Origin of the sequence: Bradyrhizobium sp. CCGE-LA001 (assembly GCF_000296215.2) — a bacterium.
Taxonomy (GTDB): domain Bacteria; phylum Pseudomonadota; class Alphaproteobacteria; order Rhizobiales; family Xanthobacteraceae; genus Bradyrhizobium.
The window spans coordinates 3851594-3875865 of the sequence record NZ_CP013949.1 but is presented as its reverse complement, the minus strand read 5'-3'; the positions used below and the strand labels follow the sequence as shown (position 1 = coordinate 3875865).

Here is a 24272-nt window from a genome sequence, read left to right as displayed (position 1 = left end):
GATGTCCGAAAGTGAGGGAATTATGCCATTTCGGACAGGAGGGCACCATGCCATCCTGCTCCCGTCAAGCTCAATCTCGGAGGCCGCCATGTCGTCACCGCTTCAGATCGGAATCCTGGTGTTTCCGCGCGTCACCCAGCTCGACTTCACCGGCCCCTTGCAGGTGTTCGCCATGCTTCCGGGCGCGAAGCTGCACCTGATCTGGAAGCGGATCGAACCGGTGCCGAGCGATTCCGTGATGACGCTGACGCCGACCACGACCTTTGTGGATTGCCCCCAGCTCGACGTGATCTGCGTGCCCGGCGGCCAAGGCACCAACGACCTGCTCAACGACGCGGAGGTGCTCGATTTCCTGCGCAGGCAGGCCGAAGGCGCCAGATATGTCACGTCGGTCTGCACGGGATCGCTGGCGCTCGGCGCCGCCGGACTCTTGAGGGGCTACCGTGCTGCCACGCACTGGAGCGCGATGGAGATGCTCAGCCAGTTCGGCGCGATGCCGACCAAGACGCGCGTCTGCGTCGACCGCAACCGCATCACCGGCGGCGGTGTTACGGCCGGCATCGACTTCGCGCTGACGCTGGTGTCGATCATGGCCGATCGCACCACGGCGGAAGCGATCCAGCTCCAGATGGAATACAACCCCGCCCCGCCGTTCAATTCGGGCTCACCCGACACGGCGCCCGCTGAGGTGTTGGCCCTGCTGAAGGAGCGCGGCGCGCAGAACCACGCCCGCCGCCTCGAGGCGGTGAAGCGCGCGGCGGCGCGGGTGACGTAGCCTCCGCTCTCGTGTCCCGGACGCGCGGCAGCGCGTAGCGCTGCTGCGCAGAGCCGGGACCCGGGAAACATGGTCGCTGCAGCATGAACCCGGCTCTACAGCACGGGACCTTGTGCACCCCAAAAGAAAAAGGCCGCTCGGTTTCCCAAGCGGCCTTTCCTGTCTTACGGCGGCTGCACATTCCATCGGGCGATTTCGGAGCTTCCAGACCGGGGGCCTATCTCCCGATCGAGTCCTTCCTCGGCAGCTGCTGCATTTCGGGACAGTCGCGAACTGTTGCCCGAACCGAACGCGATGGTCTCCCATCTCCGTAAGATGGGATGATTGAGCCGCATCGCTCGTGTGAGCGCAACGGCCGCGCAGGCGGCATCCCCGCTGTTCCCGTTGTCCACAGCGTTACGAGACGGATGCGCGTGCATCCAGTGCCGCGACGACGATTTGCGTCCGGGCAAATGCTTAGTTGGCGGGCGTCCAGGGCTGATAATCGCCGGTCGCCTTCGGCCGCCGGCCACTGGCGAGCGTCGAACCGGAGGGACGGTAGGCCTTCGCCGTGCCGGTGAGATTCGGCTGGTGCGGCTTTTCCCACTCGCGCGGCTGGTAATTGGCCTCGGTCGGCGGCACGTCGATGACGTGGTGGATCCAGCCGTGCCAGGACGGCGGGATGCGGCTCGCTTCGGCATAGCCGTTATAGACCACCCAGCGCCGCTCGAAGCCGAGCGTCGGATCGATCGCCCCGCCGCGGGTGCGATAATAGAGGTTGCCCTGCTCGTCCTGGCCAACCAGCTCCCCGTACCGCCTGGTCCAGAGTTGCGTGCCAAACGTCTGGCCATTCCACCAGGTGAAGAACTTGAGGAAGAACTGTTTCATGCGGCAAGGGCCCTGCTTCGTGGGGTCCTGATGCCATCCGGGGACCGAAATGTCCAGTTCGGCGGCGCGGCCTTTCCGTTCGCAAATCGGGCATCTGGGCACGGAAAGCTGCCGCAAAACCGGCGCGATCCGTTCATGCAAGATACAGCGGTCGGGTGCGACGTTCCTGTTGTACGCAAACTGGCGTGATCCAAGGAACCACCGGCTTTTCGTAGGGTTGGCTTGCGGGAAAAGGAGTTTGATCATGAACAGTCTGAAAGTTTTGAGTGCCGCCGCGGCCGTGGCGCTGGTCCTTCCGCTGGCGAGCCAGAGCTTTGCTCAAGGTCGTCCTGGCATTGGCGGCGGCGCCCATGTCGGCGGCGGGGGCGGCGGTGCTAATTTCGGCGGAGGCGGCGCCCGCATGGGCGGCGGCGGTTTCGGTGGCGGGATGGGCGGCGGCGCCGCGTTCCGTGGAGGTGGTGGCAATTTCGGAGGCGGCGCAGCGGTTCGTCCGAGCGGCGGTGGTTTTGCAGCCGGCGCTGCAGTCCGTCCGAGCGGCGGTGGATTCGCAGCGGCGTCGGCCCGTCCGGGCGTCGGCAGTTTCGCAGCACGCCCGACCGGTGGCAGTTTCGTAGGAGCAGCGGCTGCCCGTCCTGGCATTTCGCCGTCCTTCAGCGGGACGCGCGGCGTCGCAACCGCGGGCAACTGGCAGACCGGCAGCAACTGGGGCGGCCGCCACTGGCATCACCATCATCGTCGCGGCGGCTTCTGGCCTGGTTTCGCAACGGGTGTGGCATTCGGGGGCCTCGGCTCGTACGCCTATTACGGCGGCGGCTATGGCTATGGCGGCTATTACGACGATCCCTACTACTACGGCAGCTACTATGACGAGCCGTCGGTGGCGGTGGTGCAGGACGGCGGCGGTGACTCCGCCTATTGCGCGCAGCGCTACAAGTCCTACGACCCGGCTTCGGGCACCTATCTTGGCTACGACGGCCGGCGTCATCCCTGCCCGTAACGCGGTCTGACGGATCGATGCACAAACAATTCGTGAGCGGCGCCGGCGACTCCCGGCGCCGCTCACGCTTTTTGGCGAACCGCGTGGGGCTTTCCAGCTTGCGAGAACTCCAGCCTAAGCTGCTCGCACGCCGTCAGCGGCCTACCCTCGACGAGCATGCCGGACACCTTCTTTGAGCGGTGCAATAGCCTCGAACCTTTCGAACTCCACGAGTTCGTCCCGCGTCCTGCAACCCGGGCGCCATGAAAAAATGACGATCGGCGCATGATCGCTGCCTCGTGATGGATTAATCTCGCGGACCCATGTCTCCGATCCGAACGGTGACGAGGGCGGCGATGAGCTCGGCGAGTTCGGCTTGGCGTCCGGTCGCCGTCTTCGCGAAGACGCGGCGCAGATGAGTCTTGATGGTGTTGGACGAGAGTCCGAGCGACTGCGCGGTCCCAATGGTCGTGTTGCCGGACGACGAGGCGAGCGCGACTCGCGCCTCGGCGTGGGTCCGACCGTAGGCATCCATGATCTGCTCGAGCGGGATCGATCGCTGGTTGGAGGGATCGACGACGAACAACAGCACCGCCGCAACCTTCACGCCGGCATCCAGTCGGGTGAGACCGTGCGCATTGATCACGGACTCAGATCTCACGCCCGAGCGCGTTCTGGACGCGCGCCGAGCGACATGGAGTCCGTGAGTTTTCACCGGGCGCCGGACCGCAGCGGGTTCGCCCCCGGTCGACGACTTCGCAGCGCGGATCGCTCGGTCTGCCTCGATTTTCATCGAAATGTCGCGATTGATGGGCGTTCGTACCAGGCTCGAGGAACCCGCAGGTCGGCCTCCTATGCACCACGCCGTGCATATCCTCATTGATCCAATCCAAAATTGACCGGGCATGCGATTCGCGGATATCACCCTTTCGGGGACTTCGATTTGCTGGGAAGAGTCATGCCGCGTATCCTCGTGGTTGATGACGATCCGATGGTCGGCGCGACCATCGAGGTCCTCCTCCAACGTCAGGGCTTCGACGTCACGTTGACGGACGGCGGAGAAACGGGACTGGCTGCGCTCGAAACACGGGTTTTCGACGTGATGCTGGTCGACATCTTCATGCCGCATATGCGCGGCTTCGAATCCATCCGCATCTTTCACGAGCGCGCGCCGGCCACGCCGCTGATCGCGATGTCCGGCTACGCCTTCGCCTCGTCGGCATCGCCCTCGCCCGACTTTCTCCGCATGGCGCTGGAGCTCGGCGCGACCCGATGCTTGCGCAAGCCGTTCACGCCGGACGCGCTGCTGACCACGATCCGGGAATGCCTCACCGGTATGGGCGAGAGCGCACAGCCGAAGGACAAGAAAGAAGCCCCTTGATCCCAACGCAGCGCGTCATTCTCGGTGCTGGACTTGCCATCCTCCTGATCATCACCGCAGCCTCGATCGCCCTCGACGTCAAGTCGCGGTCCGATGCGGCATGGGTCAATCACGCCGTGCAGGTGCAGAAGAAGATTTCCGACCTGCGGGTGCTGATGCGCCGCGCCGAGAGCGCTGCGCGCGGCTATGAGCTCTATCGCAGCGCAGGCTTCAACGACGAGTTCCAGGCGGTGCGTGCCCAGATCGCGCCGGCGCTCGCCGATCTCAAGCGGAGCGTGCGCGACATTCCCGATCAGGTCGCGCTGATGGAGGGCACCGAGCCGCTGGCGCTGCGCCGGATCGAGATCGCCGCAGAAGCCATGCGCATGCGCGCCGCGAACGACCTCGCCGGCATCGCTGCGCTCCAAGGCAGGGCCGAGGGCCGCGGCCTGATGGATACGGTGATGGGCAATCTGGATAAATTGAGCGCCGCTGAGGAACGCCTGCTCAGCGAGCGCTCTCAGGATTCGCGCCGCACCGGCATCGTGCTGCTGGGCATCGACGTGGCTGGCGCGCTGGTGATCCTGCTGCTGGTCGTGATGGTGATGCGCGAAAGCCGGCGCACCGAATTCGCGCTCAAGAGCACGCTGATGGAGACCACGGCCGCCAAGGAGGCACTTGCCGCGGCGGTGGCCGAGCGCACCGAGCATCTGGTCACCGCGCATGACGAGCTGCGCCTCTCCGTCAACGTGCTGCAAAGCACGTTCCACAGCATGGCGGAGGCCGTGCTGGTCATCGATGCCGAGGGCAATGTTCTTTTGTCCAATCCGGCCGCCGAGCGCATGCTGCTGCATCGCGCCGGCATGAACTTGAAGAATCTGCGTGCGCTGTCCGACGTCTTCCATGGCGACGGCGTCACGCCGCTGGCGGCCGACGAGCTGCCGTCGACGCGCGTGCTGCGCGGCGAGCAGTTCGAAGAACTCGAGATGATCGTCCGCCCGCATGGCGGCAATCCTCCGCGGCATCTGATGATCAGCGGCCGGCCGATGCTGGACGCACAAGGCAATGTCTCCGGCGCCGTGCTGGTCTATCACGACGCAACGACCTCGCGCGAAACCGAACGGCAGCTGTATCAGTCGCAAAAGCTCGATGCGATCGGCAAGCTGACCGGGGGGGTCGCGCATGACTTCAACAACATGCTGACGGTCATCTCCGGCAACACCGAGACGCTGGTGGAGAGCCTGAAGAGCCAGCCCGAGCTCCAGCGCACCGCACGCCTGATCGACGATGCCGCCGAGCGCTGCGCCGAGCTGATCCAGCATTTGCTCGCCTTTGCGCGCCGGCAGCCGCTCCAGCCGCGCAACGTCGAGATCAACGCCGCCGTCGCGGACATCGCAAAACTCCTGCGCCCCACCCTCGGCGAGCAGATCCAGATCGAGACCGTGCTCGAACAGGGACGGATGACCAGCCACATCGATCCGTCCCGGCTCACCAATGCCGTGCTCAACATGGCCATCAACGCCCGCGACGCCATGCCGAACGGCGGCAAGCTGCTGCTGGAGACCCACCGCGTCGTGCTGGACGAAGCCTATGCGCAGGCCAATGCGGACGTGACGCCGGGTCCCTACGTGATGCTCGCGGTCAGTGACACCGGCACCGGCATGTCGACGGAAACCCAGCAGAAGGCGTTCGAGCCGTTCTTCACCACCAAGGAGGTCGGCAAGGGGTCGGGCCTCGGCCTGTCCATGGTCTACGGCTTCGTCAAGCAATCCGGCGGCCACATCAAGATCTACAGCGAGGAAGACCACGGCACCACGATCAAGCTCTATCTGCCGCCGGGCGAAGCCACGGCGGACGTGGCCGCTCCTGTCGCGCCGCAGGCCGAAGGCGGCGCCGAGACCATCTTCGTAGTCGAAGACGATAGCCTGGTGCGCAACTTCGTCACCGCACAGCTCCAGAGTCTCGGCTACAAGACGGTGGCCGCATCCGACGGCCGAAGCGCGCTGGAGTTGATCGACGCCGGTCAGAAGTTCGACCTGCTCTTCACCGACGTCGTCATCCCCGGCGGCATGAGCGGACGCGACCTCGCCGACGAGGTGGCCAGGCGCCGGCCGGGGCTGAAGGTGCTCTACACCTCCGGCTACACCGACAACGCCATCGTCCATCACGGCAAGCTGGACGACGGCGTGATGCTGCTGACGAAGCCCTATCGCCGCAACCAGCTCGCCGAGATGATCCGGAAGGCGCTGGGCAACTAACCCCGCGTCGCCAGCACCACCGCGGCCAGCGTGAAGATCAGCGCTGCGATCTGCCCTGCCCCGAGCGGCTCACCGAGCGCGATCGCGGACGTGAGGACGCCGATCACCGGCACCGCCATGGTACCGATCGCGGCGACCGAAGCCGGCAGGCGCGCGAGCGCTGCGAACCAGCTGACATAGGCGATGCAGAATTGCACCACGGTCGAATAGACCAAGAGCCACCAGCCGAGCGGCGTCACGTTTGACAAATGCGTGGTCTCGACCAGGAGGCCGATGATCGAGATCGGCAGGCAGCCGATGCCGATCTGCCAGGCCGCGGCCGTGAGCGGCGGCAAGTGGATCGGGTACTTCTTCGAGAACACCGTACCGACGGCGAAGCCGAACGCGCCGCACAGCGCCATGATGATCCCAGGCGCCTTCTCGACGCTGGCGGCAATGCCGTTGCCGCCCATGATCGAGGCAAGGCCGGCAAAGGCCATCACCAGCCCCAGCGTGCGCAGCACCGTCGGCCGCTCCCCCAGCACCGGCCAGGCGATGATCGAGGCCCAGACCGGCATGGTGTAGGCGATCAGCGCCGCCTCGCTGGCCGGCAGCCAGAGCAGCGCCAGCCCCATCAGCACCATCCAGCCGGTGACGTTGAGCACGGCAGCGGTGAGGAGGCGCGGCCAGATCGCTGGGTCGACCTTCAGGCTCTGCCGGCGCATGACGGCAAGCAGCGCCAGCAGCACGGCGCCGAGCACGCCGGTGACCCCGCGCAGGGTCAGCGGCGGCAGCTCGGCGAGCAGGAATTTGGTCACCGGCCAATTGAAGCCCCAGCCGATCGAGGTGATCGCGAGGAACATCAGGCCGGCCGGGGCGATGCGCGCGCGCGCATCCCGGTGGGTCGAATCAAGCATTGGGGCAGTCCGGCAAAAATCTTGCGGTCAGCTTGGCGCGGATTCGCCGCGCAAACCACCACCCCGGCGGGCATGCCTGCCCTCACCTTCCGTAGGGCTACGTGAGTCCTGCTGACGCAATCCCATGGCTCAAAAATATACCTGCCCTGTGAACAGCGGGATGAAGGCTCCGCATCATCGCGGGGCGCAAATTTTTTCGGTTGGGAATCTCTGAGGACTCACTGATACTTGCCTCCACAACAGGCGCGGCCCGGACCCCTGTTATCCCCCGCAATCCACCATATTTAGTATTTGATTCAGGAACTCGCACTAGTTCTTGACGGGCGCAACGGAGAGTCCTAGCTTTCGGTCCGTTCGGCGCGAGTGAGTTTGCGTCCCGCCGGCACTCCCCCAAAGGGTCTCGCAAATTTCAGCTCCGCCCAGCCAGCCAAAGGCAGCGGATGAGGGCTTGTCTGCCCTCGGAATGCGGACTTTTCGGGCGCCAAACGGGCCGGCAACAGGCTCGCATGGCATCGGTAGAAGTTGTGACGTTGTGGGGCGTTGAACGCATGTCGGACCCATCCCCTTGGGGGCGGACGGGTCTGGACATGCCGGCGGATGCAAGGTGCTCGCACCGGGCCGTCGCCGGGAGAAAGTGAGCCGGATCCACCGGCCAGAACTGCGAAACCTCTGGGGGCTATGAGGCCCTTCAAGGGTTCGCCAAACGAATTGTCGACCGGACGCCTGAACGGAGGCGGTTCGGTCAAGAGATCAAAGGACGGGGCAAGACCATGCGGATTGAGCGGCGCCACACCACGGTAGGACAGTCACCTTACGCGGGAATCGATTTCCGCCTGACCACGTCGGAGATTCGCAATCCCGACGGCTCGGTCGTGTTCAAGCTGGAGAATGTCGAGATCCCGACCGAGTGGTCGCAGGTCGCCTCCGACGTGCTCGCCCAGAAATACTTCCGCAAAGCGGGTGTTGCCGCGCGCCTGAAGAAGGTCGAGGAGGAATCCGTCCCCTCCTTCCTGTGGCGCTCCGTGCCCGATACCGACGCCCTCGCTGCTCTCCCTGAGAACGAGCGCTATGTCAGCGAGCTCTCGGCCAAGCAGGTGTTCGACCGCCTCGCCGGCTGCTGGACCTATTGGGGCTGGAAGGGCGGCTATTTCTCCACCGACGAGGACGCCCAGGCCTTCTACGACGAGCTCCGCTACATGCTCGCCATGCAGATGGTCGCGCCGAATTCGCCGCAATGGTTCAACACCGGTCTTCACTGGGCCTACGGCATCGACGGCCCCGGCCAGGGCCATTATTACGTCGACCCCTTCACCGGCAAGCTGACCAAGTCCAAGTCGGCCTATGAGCATCCGCAGCCGCATGCCTGCTTCATCCAGGGCGTCGGCGACGATCTCGTCAACGAGGGCGGCATCATGGACCTCTGGGTCCGCGAGGCCCGCCTGTTCAAATACGGCTCCGGCACCGGCTCCAACTTCTCGCGCCTGCGCGGCGAAGGCGAGAAGCTCTCCGGCGGCGGCCGCTCGAGCGGCCTGATGAGCTTCCTCAAGATCGGCGACCGCGCAGCGGGCGCGATCAAGTCGGGCGGCACCACGCGCCGCGCCGCCAAGATGGTCGTCGTCGACGTCGATCACCCCGACATCGAGACCTATATCGACTGGAAGGTGAAGGAGGAGCAGAAGGTCGCCGCCCTCGTCACGGGCTCCAAGATCAACCAGAAGCACCTCAAGGCGGTGCTGAAGGCCTGCGTCAACTGCGAAGGCTCGGGCGACGATTGCTTCGACCCCGAGAAGAACCCGGCACTGCGACGCGAGATCAAGCTCGCGCGCCGCAGCCTCGTGCCCGACAATTACATCAAGCGCGTCATCCAGTTCGCCAAGCAGGGCTACAAGGACATCGCGTTCGACACCTACGACACCGACTGGGATAGCGAAGCCTATCTCACGGTTTCGGGCCAGAACTCCAACAACTCGGTCTCGCTGAAGGACGACTTCCTGCGCGCGGTCGAGACCGACGGCGACTGGAATCTGAACGCCCGCACCTCCAAGAAGGTGACGAAGACGCTGAAGGCGCGCGACCTCTGGGAAAAGATCGGTTACGCCGCCTGGGCCTCGGCCGACCCCGGCCTGCACTTCAACACCACGATGAACGACTGGCACACCTGCAAGGCGTCCGGCGACATCCGCGCGTCCAATCCGTGCTCGGAATACATGTTCCTGGACGACACGGCGTGCAACCTCGCCTCCGCCAATCTGCTGACGTTCTACAACACCACGACGAAGCTGTTCGACGTCGAGGGCTATGAGCATCTCTGCCGCTTGTGGACCCTCGTGCTCGAAATCTCCGTGATGATGGCGCAGTTCCCGTCCAAGGCGATCGCCGAGCTCTCCTACGAGTTCCGCACGCTCGGCCTCGGCTACGCCAATATTGGCGGCCTGCTCATGACCATGGGCCTGCCCTATGACAGCAAGGAAGGCCGCGCGCTCTGCGGCGCGCTGACCGCCGTGATGACCGGCATCACCTACAAGACCTCGGCGGAGATCGCCGCCGAGCTCGGCACCTTCCCCGGCTACAAGAAGAACGCCGCGCACATGCTGCGCGTCATCCGCAACCACCGCCGCGCCGCGCACGGCGAGGCCTCCGGCTACGAGGCACTCAGCGTCAACCCGGTGCCGCTCGACCACGCCTCCTGCCCGCAGGCCGACATCGTCACCCATGCCAAGGCGGCCTGGGATGCGGCGCTCGAGCTCGGCGAGAAGCACGGCTATCGCAACGCCCAGACCACGGTGATCGCGCCCACAGGCACGATCGGCCTGGTCATGGATTGCGACACCACCGGCATCGAGCCCGACTTCGCGCTTGTAAAATTCAAGAAGCTCGCCGGCGGCGGCTACTTCAAGATCATCAACCGCGCGGTCCCCGCAGCGCTGCGCGCGCTCGGCTATCGCGAGAGCGAGATCGCGGAGATCGAAGCCTATGCCGTCGGCCACGGCTCGCTCTCCAACGCGCCCGGCATCAACGCCTCGACCCTCAAGGCAAAAGGCTTCACCGACGAAGCCATCGCCAAGGTCGAGAAGGCCCTGCCGACCGCCTTCGACATCAAGTTCGCCTTTAACAAGTGGACCTTCGGCGAGGACTTCATCCGCGACCAGCTCGGCATCGGCGCCGAGGCGATCGCCGCCCCCGGCTTCGACCTGCTCCAAGCCGTCGGCTTCACCAAGCGCGAGATCGAGGCGGCCAACGTCCACATCTGCGGCGCGATGACGGTGGAAGGTGCCCCGCACCTCAAGGCCGAGCACTATCCGGTGTTCGACTGCGCCAATCCCTGCGGCAAGATCGGCAAGCGCTATCTGTCGGTCGAGAGCCACATCCGCATGATGGCGGCGGCGCAGCCCTTCATCTCGGGCGCGATCTCCAAGACCATCAACATGCCGAACGACGCCACGGTGGAGGACTGCAAGTCCGCCTACATGCTGTCGTGGAAGCTCGCGCTGAAGGCCAACGCGCTCTATCGCGACGGCTCGAAACTTTCCCAGCCGCTCAACTCGCAGCTCATCAGCGACGATGAGGACGAGGACGATGCGGTCGAGACCCTCTACGAGAAGCCGATGGCGGCGCGTGCCGCCCAGGTCTCGGAGAAGATCGTCGAGAAGCTGGTCGAGCGCATCATCGTGATGCGCGAGCGCGAGAAGATGCCTGACCGACGCAAGGGCTACACCCAGAAGGCGGTCGTCGGCGGCCACAAGGTGTACTTGCGCACCGGCGAATATGACGACGGCCGTCTCGGCGAGATCTTCATCGACATGCACAAGGAAGGCGCGGCGCTCCGCTCCTTCATCAACAACTTCGCCATCGCGGTGTCTCTCGGCCTGCAATACGGCGTGCCGCTGGACGAATATGTCGACGCCTTCACCTTCACCCGCTTCGAGCCGGCGGGCCCCGTGCAGGGCAACGACAGCATCAAGTACGCGACCTCGATCCTCGACTACGTCTTCCGCGAACTCGCGGTGAGCTACCTGTCGCGCTTCGACCTCGCCCATGTCGATCCCAACGAGACGGGCTTCGACGCGCTCGGCAAGGGCGTCGAGGAAGGCAAGGAGCCGGACGAGGACGGCGGCCACCACGCCACCAAGCTGGTCTCGCGCGGCCTCACCCGCTCGCGCACGGACAATCTGGTCGTGATGCGCGGCGGCACCACCGCGATCAGCCAGGGCAACGACAGCGCGCCCTCCGGCGGCAGCAAGGTCACGGCGCTGGCGCACGGCGCGTCAGCCCGCGCCGGCGATGCCATCGAAGGCGCCGTTGCCCTGAAGCAGGAAGTCCAGCACGACCTCTCCCCCACGGAGAAGCTGGAGCAGTTGCAGTGGAGCAAGGCCGGCAGCGCCGCGACGGTCGCGGCTCCGACCAAGGCCGAGCGCCGCGCGGAAGCCAAGGCCAAGGGCTATGAGGGTGAGATGTGCAGCGAGTGCGGCAACTTCACGCTGGTGCGGAATGGGACCTGCATGAAGTGCGATACTTGCGGGAGCACGACGGGGTGTTCGTGAGGGGGTAGGCGCCGACCGTCGTAAGTTAGGCCCCGGCGTAACCGGGGGATTCCATGAAGGGCGGCCTTTGGCCGCCCTTCCTATTTGGTTGTTCTCTTGCGCCTACGCTCCCCTTGCGCGAAGATTGAGTCCGGGGGGACGCGAAAATGGCTGATCGAGAATTGGTAATTAAGTTCACAGGGGATACTGCCGAAAGCCATGTGCTCCCTGCGTATGAAGGGAGCGTATCGCTAAGAGGCTTGGCCAGATCGATCGTCGTTATCGGAAATTATCTTGCGGAAGGCGAAATTCGTAAACGAGCGCCCTTCTCAGACAACATACGATTCTACCTTCACCCGCCTAGACCGGGAAGTTTCGAAAGTCTCATCACCTTCGCAACCACGAACCCTGAGATGCTCGCCATTTCGGGACTAGTCGGTGCTGTTACATTGAACGTATTTTCAAACTTCATTTGGGACGGAATCAAATACTGCTTCAATCGAGTAGTCGGAAAGGACGCGCAGCCTGAAACACCTCAGCTAGCTCGCTTGAGCGAGATTCGCGGCGGCGACCTCGACGCATTAGTTGATGCAATTGAATCGCCGGCGCGGGAGGCTCACACAGCCATCGGCCAGGGCGCGCATCAGATCTTTCTCATCACGGGCAGCCACAATATCGTAAATCTCGATCAGAATACAAAGCGTTATATTACTACCACGATCAGCGATGAACTTCCGAACACGAAGCTGGTTAGCGTCGGAATGTTCAACGTAAACACGCGCTACGGCCGCGTATTCGACTACGAATTTGGAAAGACCGTGCCGTTCGTTGTTCACCGCCACGCAGAACCTCACACGATCGGCAACATCTCGACGAGCCTTGATCGATATGCGCGCAAGGCACTCAACAAGGACGTGATGATCAAATTCATTGCCGATAGAGACATTGATGATCGAGTGAAACGCTACGTCGTGCTCGACGCCTGGTTCGTTGAACAATAAGAGCCATCTCATGTGTCGAATGCTTCTTACCATCAAGCAAACAAGAAGCCCGATACGATGCCACGAACGCAAGAGAGTAACAAAGATTCTCCGCGGCCTTGGGCTCGGCAAAGTCGGCCGAATAGTAGACGTCCCCGATACGACGGCAACCAGAGGATCCCTTCGAAGGATATCACACCTAGTTGAGGTTGTTTTTATTCAGATTGACATCGCATGGCTGGCCGAACGGGTGCGCAACAACTATCGAGATTTAATAGCCGGACCAGACACACGCGTTGCCAACGGTCAAATTCTTTGGGACCAATTTGAATCTGCAGTCGCGTCATGTCTTGCCGATCCAAGACGGGACGATAGGCAACTGACAGAGAAGATAAATGAAGTAGCAGTCGCATCGGTACTGCTCGACGATGAGGCTCTCGCAGGGCGAACGATACAATATGAACCAGATCTTCTCGCAGACGGACGCAAAATCGACTTCGTCGTAGATCGCGGAAATGACAATCTCTACGTTGAGGTCAAAACCGTGCGACCAAAGTCCGACGTCTCAGACATTGCATGGGATGATTTTCTTCGACGCAGGCAGTTTCATCCGGCGAATTTTGAGTACATGGTGACAAAAGAAGGCATGGGCGGAATGATCTACTCGAATGAGTTTAAGTCTCGCGCCCATTTTCTAGAATACACGCTGGCATTCGAGGAGCGCCTAGCTGCAGCGAAAGGCGTTAGAAATGGTCCGGGAGTACTCGTCTTTTGCGGCAACGGCTTCGCTTGGCGGAAATCTAACCTGGAAGATTTTGCAGATTTCTATCGGACCGGACGACCGCGAGCGGACGACCCGTTTGGGCCCATGCAGAGGGACTATGTAGAAAAAAGGAAGCTCAATCTTCTTCGGAACGTAGACGGATTTGCATTCTTAGATCGGCCAATTGAGAGTGCAACTAAACGAGCATTTCACTTTCCCATAAAAGGACCAAGGTTCGGCGCATAATGCTCTGTCGAACACGTCCGCAAGATGGTTGAGCATTGCCAAACCTAACAAGGCGCGGCGTGCCTCGGAAATTGCCTTTGCAGTCGAGCCCTCCCCTCCTAAACTCCCACCCTCACCGGCATGGGTTCCGACGGGCCCGGTAGAAGCGGAGTCAGATTATGCCCAAACCGGAAAGCTTCCCGATCGAGAACATCTTCGTTCCCACGAAGCAGAAGAAGGCCCTCAGGCCCGATACCGTCGCGGAGATCGCGGAAAGTATTCTGGACATCGGACAACAGTCCCCCATTTTCGTTTGGCGCGACGGAGACCGCCTCGTTCTGGTCGAGGGACTGCATCGGCTGGAGGCCTGCAAGGCGCTCGGCGAGACGACCATTCTCGGCGTCCTGGTGTCGGCGGAGCTTGCTCAGCACAAGCCGCAGCTCGCCGAACGGCCCGAAGTCGAGGCCGAGCGCCTCAAGATGGCGCGATTGAGACAGTTGCGCCTGGAGAAGGAAGCCGCGGAGGCTGCGAGTGCTGGCTCGAAGAGGGTCAGCGCAACGGACGTGTCGCGCACTCGTCCGGCGAACGGCGTCCGCGACAATGCGAAGGCATCGGCGAGTCGGATTGCGAAATCGAAACCGAAATCATTGTCGGACTGGATCACGCAGCAGAAGGGCAGCGGCGGCCGCTATTGATAGCCGGCTCCGGTTCGTAGGATGGGTAGAGCCCTTGCGAAACCCATCATTCCGCGACGGCTGTTGATGGGTTTCGCTTCGCTCTACCCATCCTACGAGCTTGCCGGATGCATCGAAGATGCAGCGGCCAAATCTCACCACATGGCCGCCACGCAAGCGACAGCCTGCAATCGCGATTTCAGCGCAAACGCGACGGAGGCTCGCGGCTTCATCGATATTCAGGAGCCATTTGCAATGTTGAGTGCGGTGGGAAACAAGCCAACGGGAAAATCCGGCCGGCGCGGCGGCAAGAAGAAGGCGGGACAACGCGCCGTGGCCGGCGAGCAACCCGCAAGTGCAGCGCATCGATTGCCGGATGCCTCGGCGGAGAACAGGCAAGAGACCGAGCAAAAGATCGAGCAAGAGCCGAGCCCACAGATCAGTGCGGAGATACCTTCGGCTGCAGCCTTGCCGGACGAGGCTTCCGGGATGCAGATCGCTGCAAGCCCGCCCGTCGCACCGGTCGAACCCTTGGAGGCCAGCACGCAGGCGATTGCCGATGCCTATAGGGACTCCATCAGGACGTCGCTCGAGCAAGCCTGGAGCTTCCTTGGAAAGCTCGCGATGGCGCGTTCACCCGTCGAAGCCTTTGAGCTTCAGATGGAGTACGCGAAACAGGCGTGCGACTCGTTTGTCGCCGAATCCCTGAAGATCGCCGAGTTGCACGAGCAATTGACCAGACAAAGGGTCATGCATGTTGAGGGGTTCGTGGCCAAGCTCACCCAAACGACGCTCGAAATCCGCGCGCTAGGTCACTAACGGCAGCGGCCTATTCCGGCACCAGGGGGCGGAAGCCCCTGGGATGGGCAATATCCTTGCGAAGCCCATCATTCGTTGATGGGCTTCGTTCCGCTCGACCATCCTACGAGCTGGTCGCTCGATGCGACTGCTGGAGCGGTCGCAAGGATCAAGGCCGGTAGCCGCAATCCCTGGACTGCGGCCACCTCTCCTCACAGATCAGCGCTCCCCTCACGCCGCCTTCGCCTGCTCCGGCGAGGCCGTCTCCATCGCGCGCATGTAGAGGTCGAGCAGGCTTTCGCGCTCGTCGCGCTCGTTCTTGTCTTCCTTGCGCAGCTTGATGATCTCCTTGAGGATCTTCACGTCGAAGCCCTCGCCCTTGGCTTCCGCGAAGACTTCCTTCTTCTGTTCGCTCAACTCCTGCATTTCGCTGTCGAGGTTCTCGATCCGCTCGACGAAGGAACGGATCTTGCCGCCGGGAATGGTGATGTCGGACATGGTGCCTCTTTGCTGACTGAGGTCGCGAAAATGACCGCAAAGAAATGACCAATGTCTTAACCTCGCAAGCCGCGTGTTGCCCGTCGATGAACGGGGAGAGAGCCGTTCCATCCCCGAGCTTCGCTTCGATGACGGTGCCGCCTTAAGCAAGTGAGCGAGTCTCAATCCGTTCGCTCGGCGAAGTCTTCCTCGACTGGCTCTCGCCTGCACACGGGTTGCGCTGCATCGATTTCGGCTGCGGCAACGGCGCGGCGAGAGATTGCGCCTCGTCCAGTCGCGCCACTAACGCCCCGCCCCACTCCCTCGCTCGCCATAATTTTTCCTCGCCATACGCGTTGTGTCTGACAGCGGCGAGACCTATCCTTTCCGGAGATCGGACTGCCTCCCATTGACGCCCGACCGGATGGAGAGCGCATCGGTGCCTGACACGAACGACCCCAAACCTGATACCGGCAAGCCTGATACCGGCAAGACCGATAACGCGGCCAAGCCTGACACCGCCAAGCCGGACGAGGCGCGCGCCGATAGCGGGCTGACTCGGGCCTATGACCGGATCAAGAGCGCAGAGGAGGACCTTGCGCGGCTGGACCGGCTGGTTTCCGGAATGGAACGCAGCAGCGAAGCTCCGCGGACCTCGTACGCCAGCGCCGCCGCGACGGCAGCTGCCACTTCCGGAGACAAGACGCCGCCGCCGGACGCCAAAGTTCTAAACACCAAGCCTCGCGATCAGGGCCTGAGGGGAGACCGGGCCATGATGCGCGCCTTGATCATTCTCGTGCTGGCCATCGGCCTGCTCGGTGCCGCCGTCGCTTCGCAGTATGGCGACGAGGCCACATCGATCGGCAAGTCGATCATGGCGCTATGGGCTCCGCCGGCCGCGAGCGTGCCCCCGCAGGCGTCAGCGCCGGACAATCCGGCGCAGCCGCCGGTCGTGCTGCTGGCTGCTGCAGGCGACTCGAGCCCGGTGCCCGCCCCGCCTGATGCCAAGGACATCGAAAGCGCGCCAAAGCCTGCCGCCGCGGCGCCCGAGGCGTCATCATCCGAGCTCGCACAATCGCTCAAGGCCATCACGAGCGAGCTTGGAAGCATCAGCGGCAAGCTCGAGCAGCTGAAGAGCAGCAACGAGCAGACCCTGCGCGAGCAGGCGGCCACCATCCAACAGCTCAAGGCGGCGCAGGAGAAGGATGCGGCGGACATTGCGCGCCTCGCCGCGCAGGTCCAGGCGCTGCAATCGCAACTGGGCGCGTCATCGGCGGCTTCCGCCCCTGCAGCCCCCAAGCCGGTCGTGCGCAGCGCGGTGAACAATGATGCGGCTGCGCATCCCCGCCCGCGCGTACCGGCGGCCGAACCCCGACGGCCCAGACCGCCGCCGCGAGGCCCTTGGATGCCGCCCTATATGGCCGATCCCTATTACGGCGATCCGGATTGGTGAGCCGACAAGGCGCCGGCTAGTTTTCCCAACGCACGATTGATCGAGGCCGAACTGCGGCTCCAGTCCGCGGGTGTTAATTGCGCAAGTCTACCGTCCGGCCGAGCGAAGGTCTTCTGCAGCGCCGTCGAATGCATTCTGACTCTCGGCGGCTCCGCCCTGCTCCGCATCCGCAGCCAGCTGTCGCTTGCCGACACCGACGATGTCGTGCACCAGGCCGAGCTTCCCCAGCCCCAGGATGATCAGCCCGTTGATGTCGATCTCGTACCAGGCATGCGAGAGATAGGCGTCGCGCGGAAAGCGGTGATGGTTGTTGTGCAGGCCTTCGCCGAAGGTGAGCAGCGAGGTCACGAGCTCGTTGGTGGTGCCGTCATGGGTCTCGAAGCGGCGGTAGCCCCAGCGGCCGTCGCTGTGGCAGACCGAGTTCACCAGCGAGGTCGCCATGGTCATGAGATAGCTGCGGAACAGGCCGGAGAACAGCACGCAGCCGATCATCGTGTGCACGCCACCGAAGGCATAGCCGATCGCGCCCGGAATGATCACGGCCGACAGCGCGACCCAGTACCAGCGCGTCCTGGTGAAGAACATGGCGATCGGGTCGGCCAAGATGTCCCTGGCGTAATAGGAGCCGTCGGTGGTCTCGCGGTCCCAGACCCAGCCGCCATGCGCATGCATCATGCCCTTGCGGAAGCTGACATGGCTGTTGCCGCTGCCGTCATAGTAAGGGCTGTGGACGTCGCCGGGCTTGTCGGAGTGAAGATGGTGGCGGCGATGGTTGCTCACCCATTTCAGGATCGACCCCTGCACCGTCATGGTGGCGATGGCGGCGAGGATCGTCCGCATCACCGGCCCGCAGCGAAAGCTGCGGTGCACGAAATAGCGATGCATGAAGCCGATGCCGACGGTGGTCAGCGCGAACATGCCGAGAAAGACCGAAATCTCCACCCAGCCGATCCCTTGCGTGAACACCCAGATCAGCGCCGCGATCGAGCCGCCGACCAGGAAGCCGAACCCGATATAGGAATCGAGAAACTTGGCATCGACCAGCGGTCCCTCGACGACCACGCCCGGTGGCAGTTTCGCCGCCGCAGCCTGCTCCGGCGCGACGCTTTCGATGACGGTCATTCCAGCCAGTCCATTGACGCAAAATTAACGCTTCTGCAGCGCAGCGTACAGCCACGGGTTGTCACTCGCAAGGACGCGATCGGCCGTAGAAGTGCGGAGCTGCGGGCTGGACGCGGGCAGTCAAAGCGAAAGAGCCTGATTTCCAGGCGTCGCTGATCGCGTTAACCAAGGCCAACTCTGCGTGGATCGCACGTTCGAAACGGCATGGCAAAGACAAGCAGACGCCTCCGCTCTCGCCTTCGCAAGCTCCGGCGCGGCGTCCGGTGGATGCGCAAGATCGTCAAGCGATCACCGCGGATGGTCCGGATCGCGGGCGGCACCGCCATACTGCTCGCGGCCGTCATGCTCATCAACATCGTCACTCAGATCATCCGCAAGCCGACCGAACTGTTCGCCGTCGTCGGCCACGCGCTCGACAAGGAGCCGGAGGAGACCTGGGCGAGCTACGGGCCGCTGTTCCGCAAGCATTCGACCGCTGCGATCGCGCCGGAATTGCTGGCCGCGCTGGCGCAGGTCGAGAGCTCGGGCAATCCGGTGGCGCGCACCTATTGGCGCTGGCGCTGGAGCCTCAATCCGCTCGCGATCTACCGCCCCGCCTCAAGCGCCGTCGGCCTCTTCCAGATGACGGGTCCCGCCTTTGCCGAAGCCGCGCGATTCTGTATTCGCGGCAACGCCGTCACGAATACCGGATGCGGCTTCACGGGATTCTATATTCGCACGATCCCGAGCCATGCCATCGAGCTGGCATCGGTGTATCTCGACCGGCAAAGCGCGATGGTTCTCGGCCTCGCTGGCGATGCCAAGCCAGGTGCGCAGCAGAAGCAGGATCTGGCCGCCTTCATTCATCTCTGCGGCGCCGGCCCGGCCACAGCGTACGCGCGCCGCAAGTTCCAGATGATACCAGGCGAGCGCTGCGGCGATCATCTGGTTGCGGGCTACATCGCCCGCGTCAACGCAATGAAGCGGCGGTTTCAACGGCTTGCTGCGGATGACAGCGATTAGGCCATGGGTGTCGCAGGGCGTAGGATGAGTGGAGCGACCTGTCCGCCCTGGCTCACCGAGCAAAGGCGGAAGCGAACCCATCGACGCTGCGCGCGACGACGGGTTTCGCAGGCGCTCTACCCATCCTACGAACTCCCCCTACGCCCACTTCACCGTATTTCGTTCAACGACACGTGGGCTGCGATCCCGCTCAACTTGGGCTCTTCGGGCTCGCGCTCGTCATCTGAAAACGGGCCTACCGAGCCTTCAGTCATTCTGCGCTTGACCTGTTCGCATGTCTTGCGGACGTCTTCGGTGAACATCGCGCATTCTTCGATGCGCTTGAAGATCTTGCGTCCCTCTTCACGATAGCCCGCCGCCGTTTCCCGCATGAAGGCGATGGCGTCATGGACCTGGGCTGTCAGCGCCTCGCACTTCCGCGCGGCGTCGATCAACTCCGCGCCCATGGCCTCGATCTCTTTCGCTGCGAACTCATAGTCGCGAATGACTGCCTCTGCGCTGAGCGCGCCGACGCGAGACACCCCCTCGGTATGTTCGACATAATCGGGCAGAGAAAGGGAAGCGATCGGGTTTTCCGTACGTCCCGAAGCAATGTCCGCCTCCAGTTGAAGGAGGTTCACGCCTTCGCGTCTGTGCAATACTTCAACACTTGCCATGGATTGATCCTCTCAATACGCGCCCCGGACCCCCAAACACTTTTGTTTATTACGGGGACAACCGACGTTCTACTCCGATCTATCCTTGACAGTCTTAGGTTTGCCATTTTCTCCCGTCGCCGAGCGACGCACGCAAAGATGGTTGAATGACTGGTTTCAACCTGCGCGAAGACTGGCGTTTCTCGAAAGAATCCACCCGGTAAGCGGGACACAAGCCCGATCGATCGGCGGCATGATCGGGCTCAGATCGAGCCAACGGCCGGAGCTTGACGCCGCGTGCGAGCTCAACTCGGCGTCCGTCGCCGGCCGATCACCATTTGCCGCAGAACGCGATGCTATTCACCACCAATACGGCCAACGCCATCCCTCATAGCGAACATAAGACGGCACCAGCGGCGGGCCGTAGGGATCGACCTTGTCGTCTTCCGGGCGATAACGATAGCGCGGAACGATGTTGTAATCCCACGGCGTCGGCCGCAGGACGGGCGCCGTGACGATCAGCCTCTCCTGCGGTGCGCGAACCACTTGCTTCCGAGGCTTTGCCTCGACAGCCGATGTCGCAAGGCTCCCCGCCACCAGAGCCGTCCCGAGCGCATAGGCGATGGTCATTTTCTTCATTGCATTGGTCTCCTTGCCGCCAGAGTGCAAAACGACGCAAGCCAAGGCAAGCGGATTTGCGCGCGAACTTTGCGGAAACGACCGATGCCGGCCCTTGACCTCTCCACAGTCATTGCGAGGAGCGAAGCGACGACGCAATCCAGAATCCCTCTCCGGCCGGACGCTGGATAGCTCCGCGTCGCCCGTCATCGGGCCGCACTTCGCGCGGACCCGCTGGCCTGCAATGCCGAGGAAGCGCTTCGCTGCATCCGGGGCACGGACCGTTTGCTCGCCTGCTGCGCCCTCACTCGCAGCGCTTGCCGCCGAGCAGCGCGAGCGCCCGCGGCACCTCCCCGCGGCCCGTAACCAGCACATATTCCTGCCGTGCCAGGCTGGCGCCGCTCGCGATCACGATGGCCTTTTTCGGACATAGGCCGAAGCATCCGGTCACGATCAGCTTGGCCGGCTTGATGCCGTCGCGCTTATTCGCCTTCAGTTCGGATTTCAGTGCACGCCCGACGTCGCACCCCTCGTCGCTGCGCTTGAGGCATTTGCGGCACACCAGGACGGGCGGCGCGCGGCGCGCGCGCACGATCATCGGAGTCTTGGATTTCGAGAACTTTTCAGACATCGCAGACCTATATGGGACTTCAGCTCATATAGGGATGGAACCGCGATCTCGCGCCGACCCGTTGGCTCGTCCGGGCTGCTTGCTGCCTACATCATCCGATCGCCCTGCCCGCCTATGTCCGCGCGCGGCGCACCGCTTCCTCCAGCTTCATTCGCTGCTTGTCCCAGCGGCCCAGCTCGGCCTCCGCCCGCTCATCCAGCGCGGCGCGCTCGGCCTCGATCGCCTCCGCGCGCGCGTCGTGCTCCCGCCTCGCTTTCTCCAGCGCGGCTTGCGCACTCGCAACGGCCTTCTCCCGGCGCGCGCGCTCCCTGGCGCGGACGGCCTCCTCTTTCCTGCGCTCGGCTTCGCGCCGCCGCTCCTCCTTCTCGAACGCCGCGGCGGCCTTGCGTGCGGCCTGATCGTCGCTCTTGCGCGGCGGCGTCTTCGCCGGCGATTTCTTCGGCGCCTTCGCAGCGTGCTTCTTCGGCTTGCGCTTGGGGCCCGCGCCATCCTCGGCGAGATCGGTCGGCAGCTCCGCGCTTTCGGTGAACGCGCCGTTCGATCCGACCGGGCGCCTCAGCACCACGCCGGGCTTCTCCATGGTCGCAGCGACGATGTCGGGGTCGTCGGTCTCCTTCGCAACGCCCTGATGGAACAGATTGGAGCTGGCGCCCCAGGCCTCGAGCGCCGCCTTCATCGAGGGCGCGGCGATCGCCTGATCGTAGAAGCCGAGCGAGGTCTGGTAGGTCTTCAGTTTTCGCTTGAGTGCTTTCGGCATGTCGCTCCGGGGCCTTTCGACGCACAAGCCCGCTGTCGCACCGGCGCCACCATGCCAATATGCCCCATGTTTGCCCGACGAGTCAAACGCGATTCGGGATCACCGAAGTCGATCCGAGCTGCAAAAAAGCCGCTCCTCCATTTCTGAATTTAAGAATACTAGAATATCAACGAGTTCCCTACTGTGCATGGGGTTGTTTTCGACCCAGCATGTTTTTGGCCCGCAAAGCTCAAGCACCATCCGGCCCGAGCAACGCGTCATAACCGCGCTCGCTGAATGCCAGCAAACAAAACCCGTGGCCGAACGGATCGGCGAGCATGGCGATCCGCCCATAAGGCGCATCGCTTGCGGCGACCTCCAGGATCGCGCCGGCGCGCAGCGCGCGCTCGACGGCGGCGTCGACGTCATCGACGACGATGTCGATATGCACCGGCGTCCAGTGCCGTTCGTAGCGGCGGTGGTCGCCGCCGGCGCCCACCGTGCCGGCCTGCTTGGTCAGAAGATACACCGGCGCCGGCCATCCCTTCAGCTCGACGAAGCCGCTGTCGAAGCGACGGCCGACGGTGAGGCCGAACGCTTCCGTGTAGAACGTCGTGGCAGCAGTGACGTCGGGAACGTCGATGTTGAGCAGGAAGGTCATGGGCGTAGCCTAGTCCGGATGGAGCACAGCGCAATCCGGGATGGTGCCGCACCTGGCGGTCGAGGCTTCGGTAACGCTAACGCCCGTTCCGTTTTCGGAACAAACTATTTTCTTATCACTGTCGCAAATCTGTGTAAGCTGGCGGTTGCCGGGCAGGCGTTTTGAGTGCGCATCGATTTTCTCGCCCCGGGGCTGGCTTGCAGGGTTACCTGTTCGATTGCATCACAGCTTTGAGACTTCAGCGGCCGCCCACGGGGCGGCCCTCTTGTTTGAGCGCGCCGCGATGCATCGGCGTCTATCGCTGCCGCTGCGCCAAATAGAACCCGCACAGCACCGTCACGAGGCCCGCCGTCTGCAGTGTCGTCGGCGGCTCGCCGAGGAGGATCCAGCCGACCAGCAGCGTCAGCGCCGGCACGATCGCAGGAAACACCGCGGCGCGGGCGACGCCAAGGCGCTGCACCGAAACGGCGAACAGATAGAGCGCGGCGGGCCCTGCGAGCACGCCCTGCGCCAGCGCCTGGATCGCGTTCTCGCTGACGCCGATCGCCGCGATGCGGGCGGGCCCCTCGGTTGCGAGATAGATCGGCAGGAGCAGCAGCGACAGCACGTTGATGACGAGCGCGGCCGACACGGCGGAGACGCGCCAATGGCGCAGCAGCGTGCCGAAGCCGGCGAACATGAATCCGGTGAGCACGAAGATGAGGTCGCCCAACACGCCGTCGGCGCCGATATGGCCGATCGATTCTGCGCCGATCACGCCGAGGCCGCCGACGATGACGAGCGCGCCGGCAAGGCGCGATGCGGAGATCTTCTCCTTCAGGAACAGGGCTGCGAGCAGCAGGCCGCCGAGCGTCGCGCTGGAGGGTTGGATCACGCTGCCATGGCCGAGCGGCACGAACAGGAATCCGGTGTAGGAGATCAGCGCCATCACCGGACCGCCCAGCACCATCAGCGCAAGGCCCCTGCCCCAGCCGATGCCGCAGAGATCGGAGATGCCGGTGCGAAAGACCAGCGGCAGGAAGGCGATGCCCGACCAGACATAGCGATGCACGAGCAGATCGACCGGCGTGAAGCCGAGCTTCAGCCCGTGCCGCGTAGCCGCAAAGCCGAGCGCCCAGAACAGCGCCGCTGCCAGCCCGCAGACGACGCCGAGCAGCGCCGGGCTTGCGTCGTTCTTCTCGATGAGAGCGTCAGCGCCGCTCGTCCGCTGATCCATGGAAGAAGCGTTATGTCAGCGTGCGAGAGGCCTCAACCCACATCGCTGCAACGCTGGCACGCAGCGAAAAAGGCGCAACTTCTGGGATGAGCGCAGCGACATCCGTGCATGACCGGCACTTTCACACAAAGAGATCGAGCGTCGATTTCGAAGATCGCGTGAGGCGGCGGATCACGCGTTGCGCGACCCGCCTGCCCGTCATGCGATGTCAGTTCAGCGGGTGGCGCCCGTCGTGACGTCGGCAGTCTTGACCTTGCGGGAGCCCAGCACCTTCAACTGGTGCACGGACGCGACTGTCGTGGGCGCAGCGACCTGCTGCTGGACATGGCTGGCTCCGAGAACGTGAACCTGCAGGGGAGAGACCGGAAATCCATTGGCCTCGTAGGTCGGCAGCTCCGCGGCGAAAGCCGAGGTAGCGCCCGCGATCGTCAGGATGGTGGCGGCGATCGTCAAAGTCTTCTTGTTCATTGTGATGCTCCTGATGGAAGATGCGGAGCACATTTAAGCGCGCTTTGCTGCATTGCGACATGTACTGTTGCATTGCAATAACGCGCCTGACGCATGGCGATATGTTTAATGCGTACAGAGCCTTGACCGAATCGCGTCGGCCGCAACATGGCGTTTTTAGC

23 protein-coding genes and 1 pseudogene are annotated in these 24272 nt (G+C 63.5%); 12 read left to right on the top strand and 12 right to left on the bottom strand.

Annotated elements, in window-relative coordinates:
• Window positions 1–88: 88 nt before the first annotated feature.
• Complete coding sequence (locus tag BCCGELA001_RS17900) at window positions 89–775, top strand: DJ-1/PfpI family protein (protein WP_060735932.1); 687 nt, start codon at window positions 89–91, stop codon at window positions 773–775.
• A gap of 456 nt (window positions 776–1231) precedes the next feature.
• Here the strand turns inward: BCCGELA001_RS17900 and BCCGELA001_RS17895 are convergent, their stop codons facing one another.
• Entirely contained in the window at window positions 1232–1642 is a 411-nt protein-coding gene (locus tag BCCGELA001_RS17895; protein ID WP_008566003.1) for an NADH:ubiquinone oxidoreductase subunit NDUFA12, read from the bottom strand.
• A gap of 244 nt (window positions 1643–1886) precedes the next feature.
• Between BCCGELA001_RS17895 and BCCGELA001_RS17890 the strand changes: the two genes are divergently transcribed.
• Window positions 1887–2639: a BA14K family protein gene (locus BCCGELA001_RS17890; RefSeq protein WP_060735931.1), complete on the top strand. Its 753-nt coding sequence runs from the start codon at window positions 1887–1889 to the stop codon at window positions 2637–2639.
• 286 nt (window positions 2640–2925) lie between these two features.
• Here BCCGELA001_RS17890 and BCCGELA001_RS17885 read toward each other — a convergent pair whose 3' ends face one another.
• Complete coding sequence (locus BCCGELA001_RS17885) at window positions 2926–3264, bottom strand: helix-turn-helix transcriptional regulator (protein WP_008563088.1); 339 nt, start codon at window positions 3262–3264, stop codon at window positions 2926–2928.
• Window positions 3265–3576: 312 nt separating this feature from the next.
• Between BCCGELA001_RS17885 and BCCGELA001_RS17880 the strand changes: the two genes are divergently transcribed.
• Both BCCGELA001_RS17880 and BCCGELA001_RS17875 read left to right on the top strand, forming a co-directional pair.
• Window positions 3577–3999, top strand: a complete 423-nt coding sequence (locus BCCGELA001_RS17880; RefSeq protein WP_060735930.1) for a response regulator — start codon at window positions 3577–3579, stop codon at window positions 3997–3999.
• On the top strand, window positions 3996–6236 hold the full coding sequence (locus BCCGELA001_RS17875; RefSeq protein ID WP_060735929.1) for a CHASE3 domain-containing protein: 2241 nt from the start codon (window positions 3996–3998) through the stop codon (window positions 6234–6236). The genes BCCGELA001_RS17880 and BCCGELA001_RS17875 overlap by 4 nt, the downstream gene beginning before the upstream one ends.
• Here BCCGELA001_RS17875 and BCCGELA001_RS17870 read toward each other — a convergent pair.
• On the bottom strand, window positions 6233–7132 hold the full coding sequence (locus BCCGELA001_RS17870) for a DMT family transporter (protein ID WP_008563105.1): 900 nt from the start codon (window positions 7130–7132) through the stop codon (window positions 6233–6235). The genes BCCGELA001_RS17875 and BCCGELA001_RS17870 overlap by 4 nt on opposite strands.
• A 770-nt stretch (window positions 7133–7902) precedes the next feature.
• Between BCCGELA001_RS17870 and BCCGELA001_RS17865 the strand changes: the two genes are divergently transcribed.
• The 6 genes and pseudogenes from BCCGELA001_RS17865 (at window position 7903) to BCCGELA001_RS17850 (ending at window position 15113) form a co-directional block, all read left to right on the top strand.
• Window positions 7903–11673, top strand: coding sequence for a vitamin B12-dependent ribonucleotide reductase (locus BCCGELA001_RS17865; RefSeq protein ID WP_060735928.1), 3771 nt, complete (start codon window positions 7903–7905; stop codon window positions 11671–11673).
• Between the two features lie 146 nt (window positions 11674–11819).
• The gene (locus BCCGELA001_RS37135; protein WP_144441344.1) at window positions 11820–12653 is read left to right on the top strand and encodes a DUF7946 domain-containing protein; all 834 of its coding nucleotides are present in this window, start codon (window positions 11820–11822) and stop codon (window positions 12651–12653) included.
• Window positions 12654–12663: 10 nt separating this feature from the next.
• Window positions 12664–12786: pseudogene (locus BCCGELA001_RS38865) on the top strand (hypothetical protein); the annotation flags it as partial.
• Between the two features lie 96 nt (window positions 12787–12882).
• Window positions 12883–13641, top strand: coding sequence for a hypothetical protein (locus tag BCCGELA001_RS36000; protein ID WP_236840922.1), 759 nt, complete (start codon window positions 12883–12885; stop codon window positions 13639–13641).
• Between the two features lie 158 nt (window positions 13642–13799).
• The gene (locus BCCGELA001_RS17855) at window positions 13800–14315 is read left to right on the top strand and encodes a ParB N-terminal domain-containing protein (protein ID WP_060735927.1); all 516 of its coding nucleotides are present in this window, start codon (window positions 13800–13802) and stop codon (window positions 14313–14315) included.
• A gap of 66 nt (window positions 14316–14381) precedes the next feature.
• Complete coding sequence (locus BCCGELA001_RS17850; protein ID WP_236840881.1) at window positions 14382–15113, top strand: phasin family protein; 732 nt, start codon at window positions 14382–14384, stop codon at window positions 15111–15113.
• A 210-nt stretch (window positions 15114–15323) separates the two neighbouring features.
• Here the strand turns inward: BCCGELA001_RS17850 and BCCGELA001_RS17845 are convergent, their stop codons facing one another.
• Entirely contained in the window at window positions 15324–15590 is a 267-nt protein-coding gene (locus BCCGELA001_RS17845; RefSeq protein WP_025575662.1) for a DUF2312 domain-containing protein, read from the bottom strand.
• Between the two features lie 403 nt (window positions 15591–15993).
• On the opposite strand from BCCGELA001_RS17845, the gene BCCGELA001_RS17840 reads away from it, so the two are divergent.
• Window positions 15994–17022, top strand: a complete 1029-nt coding sequence (locus BCCGELA001_RS17840; RefSeq protein ID WP_008563130.1) for a hypothetical protein — start codon at window positions 15994–15996, stop codon at window positions 17020–17022.
• 87 nt (window positions 17023–17109) lie between these two features.
• Here the strand turns inward: BCCGELA001_RS17840 and BCCGELA001_RS17835 are convergent, their stop codons facing one another.
• Entirely contained in the window at window positions 17110–18144 is a 1035-nt protein-coding gene (locus BCCGELA001_RS17835) for an acyl-CoA desaturase (RefSeq protein WP_008563133.1), read from the bottom strand.
• A 267-nt stretch (window positions 18145–18411) separates the two neighbouring features.
• Between BCCGELA001_RS17835 and BCCGELA001_RS17830 the strand changes: the two genes are divergently transcribed.
• Window positions 18412–19146 (top strand): transglycosylase SLT domain-containing protein, encoded by a 735-nt coding sequence (locus BCCGELA001_RS17830; RefSeq protein ID WP_442855170.1) that lies wholly within the window; start codon window positions 18412–18414, stop codon window positions 19144–19146.
• 149 nt (window positions 19147–19295) lie between these two features.
• Here the strand turns inward: BCCGELA001_RS17830 and BCCGELA001_RS17825 are convergent, their stop codons facing one another.
• The 7 genes from BCCGELA001_RS17825 to BCCGELA001_RS17795 all read right to left on the bottom strand — a co-directional run bounded on the left by BCCGELA001_RS17825 (window position 19296) and on the right by BCCGELA001_RS17795 (window position 24111).
• A complete protein-coding gene (locus BCCGELA001_RS17825) occupies window positions 19296–19802 on the bottom strand; it encodes a hypothetical protein (RefSeq protein WP_008563144.1) in 507 nt (168 codons plus the stop codon).
• A gap of 339 nt (window positions 19803–20141) precedes the next feature.
• The gene (locus BCCGELA001_RS17820) at window positions 20142–20420 is read right to left on the bottom strand and encodes a hypothetical protein (protein ID WP_060737711.1); all 279 of its coding nucleotides are present in this window, start codon (window positions 20418–20420) and stop codon (window positions 20142–20144) included.
• 283 nt (window positions 20421–20703) lie between these two features.
• Window positions 20704–20997, bottom strand: coding sequence for a hypothetical protein (locus BCCGELA001_RS17815; protein WP_236840880.1), 294 nt, complete (start codon window positions 20995–20997; stop codon window positions 20704–20706).
• A 145-nt stretch (window positions 20998–21142) separates the two neighbouring features.
• Window positions 21143–21787: a hypothetical protein gene (locus BCCGELA001_RS17810; RefSeq protein WP_060735924.1), complete on the bottom strand. Its 645-nt coding sequence runs from the start codon at window positions 21785–21787 to the stop codon at window positions 21143–21145.
• A gap of 229 nt (window positions 21788–22016) precedes the next feature.
• Window positions 22017–22427, bottom strand: coding sequence for a VOC family protein (locus tag BCCGELA001_RS17805; RefSeq protein ID WP_008563160.1), 411 nt, complete (start codon window positions 22425–22427; stop codon window positions 22017–22019).
• A gap of 295 nt (window positions 22428–22722) precedes the next feature.
• The gene (locus tag BCCGELA001_RS17800) at window positions 22723–23643 is read right to left on the bottom strand and encodes a DMT family transporter (protein ID WP_060735923.1); all 921 of its coding nucleotides are present in this window, start codon (window positions 23641–23643) and stop codon (window positions 22723–22725) included.
• 213 nt (window positions 23644–23856) lie between these two features.
• Window positions 23857–24111: a hypothetical protein gene (locus tag BCCGELA001_RS17795; RefSeq protein ID WP_008563166.1), complete on the bottom strand. Its 255-nt coding sequence runs from the start codon at window positions 24109–24111 to the stop codon at window positions 23857–23859.
• Window positions 24112–24272 lie beyond the last annotated feature (161 nt).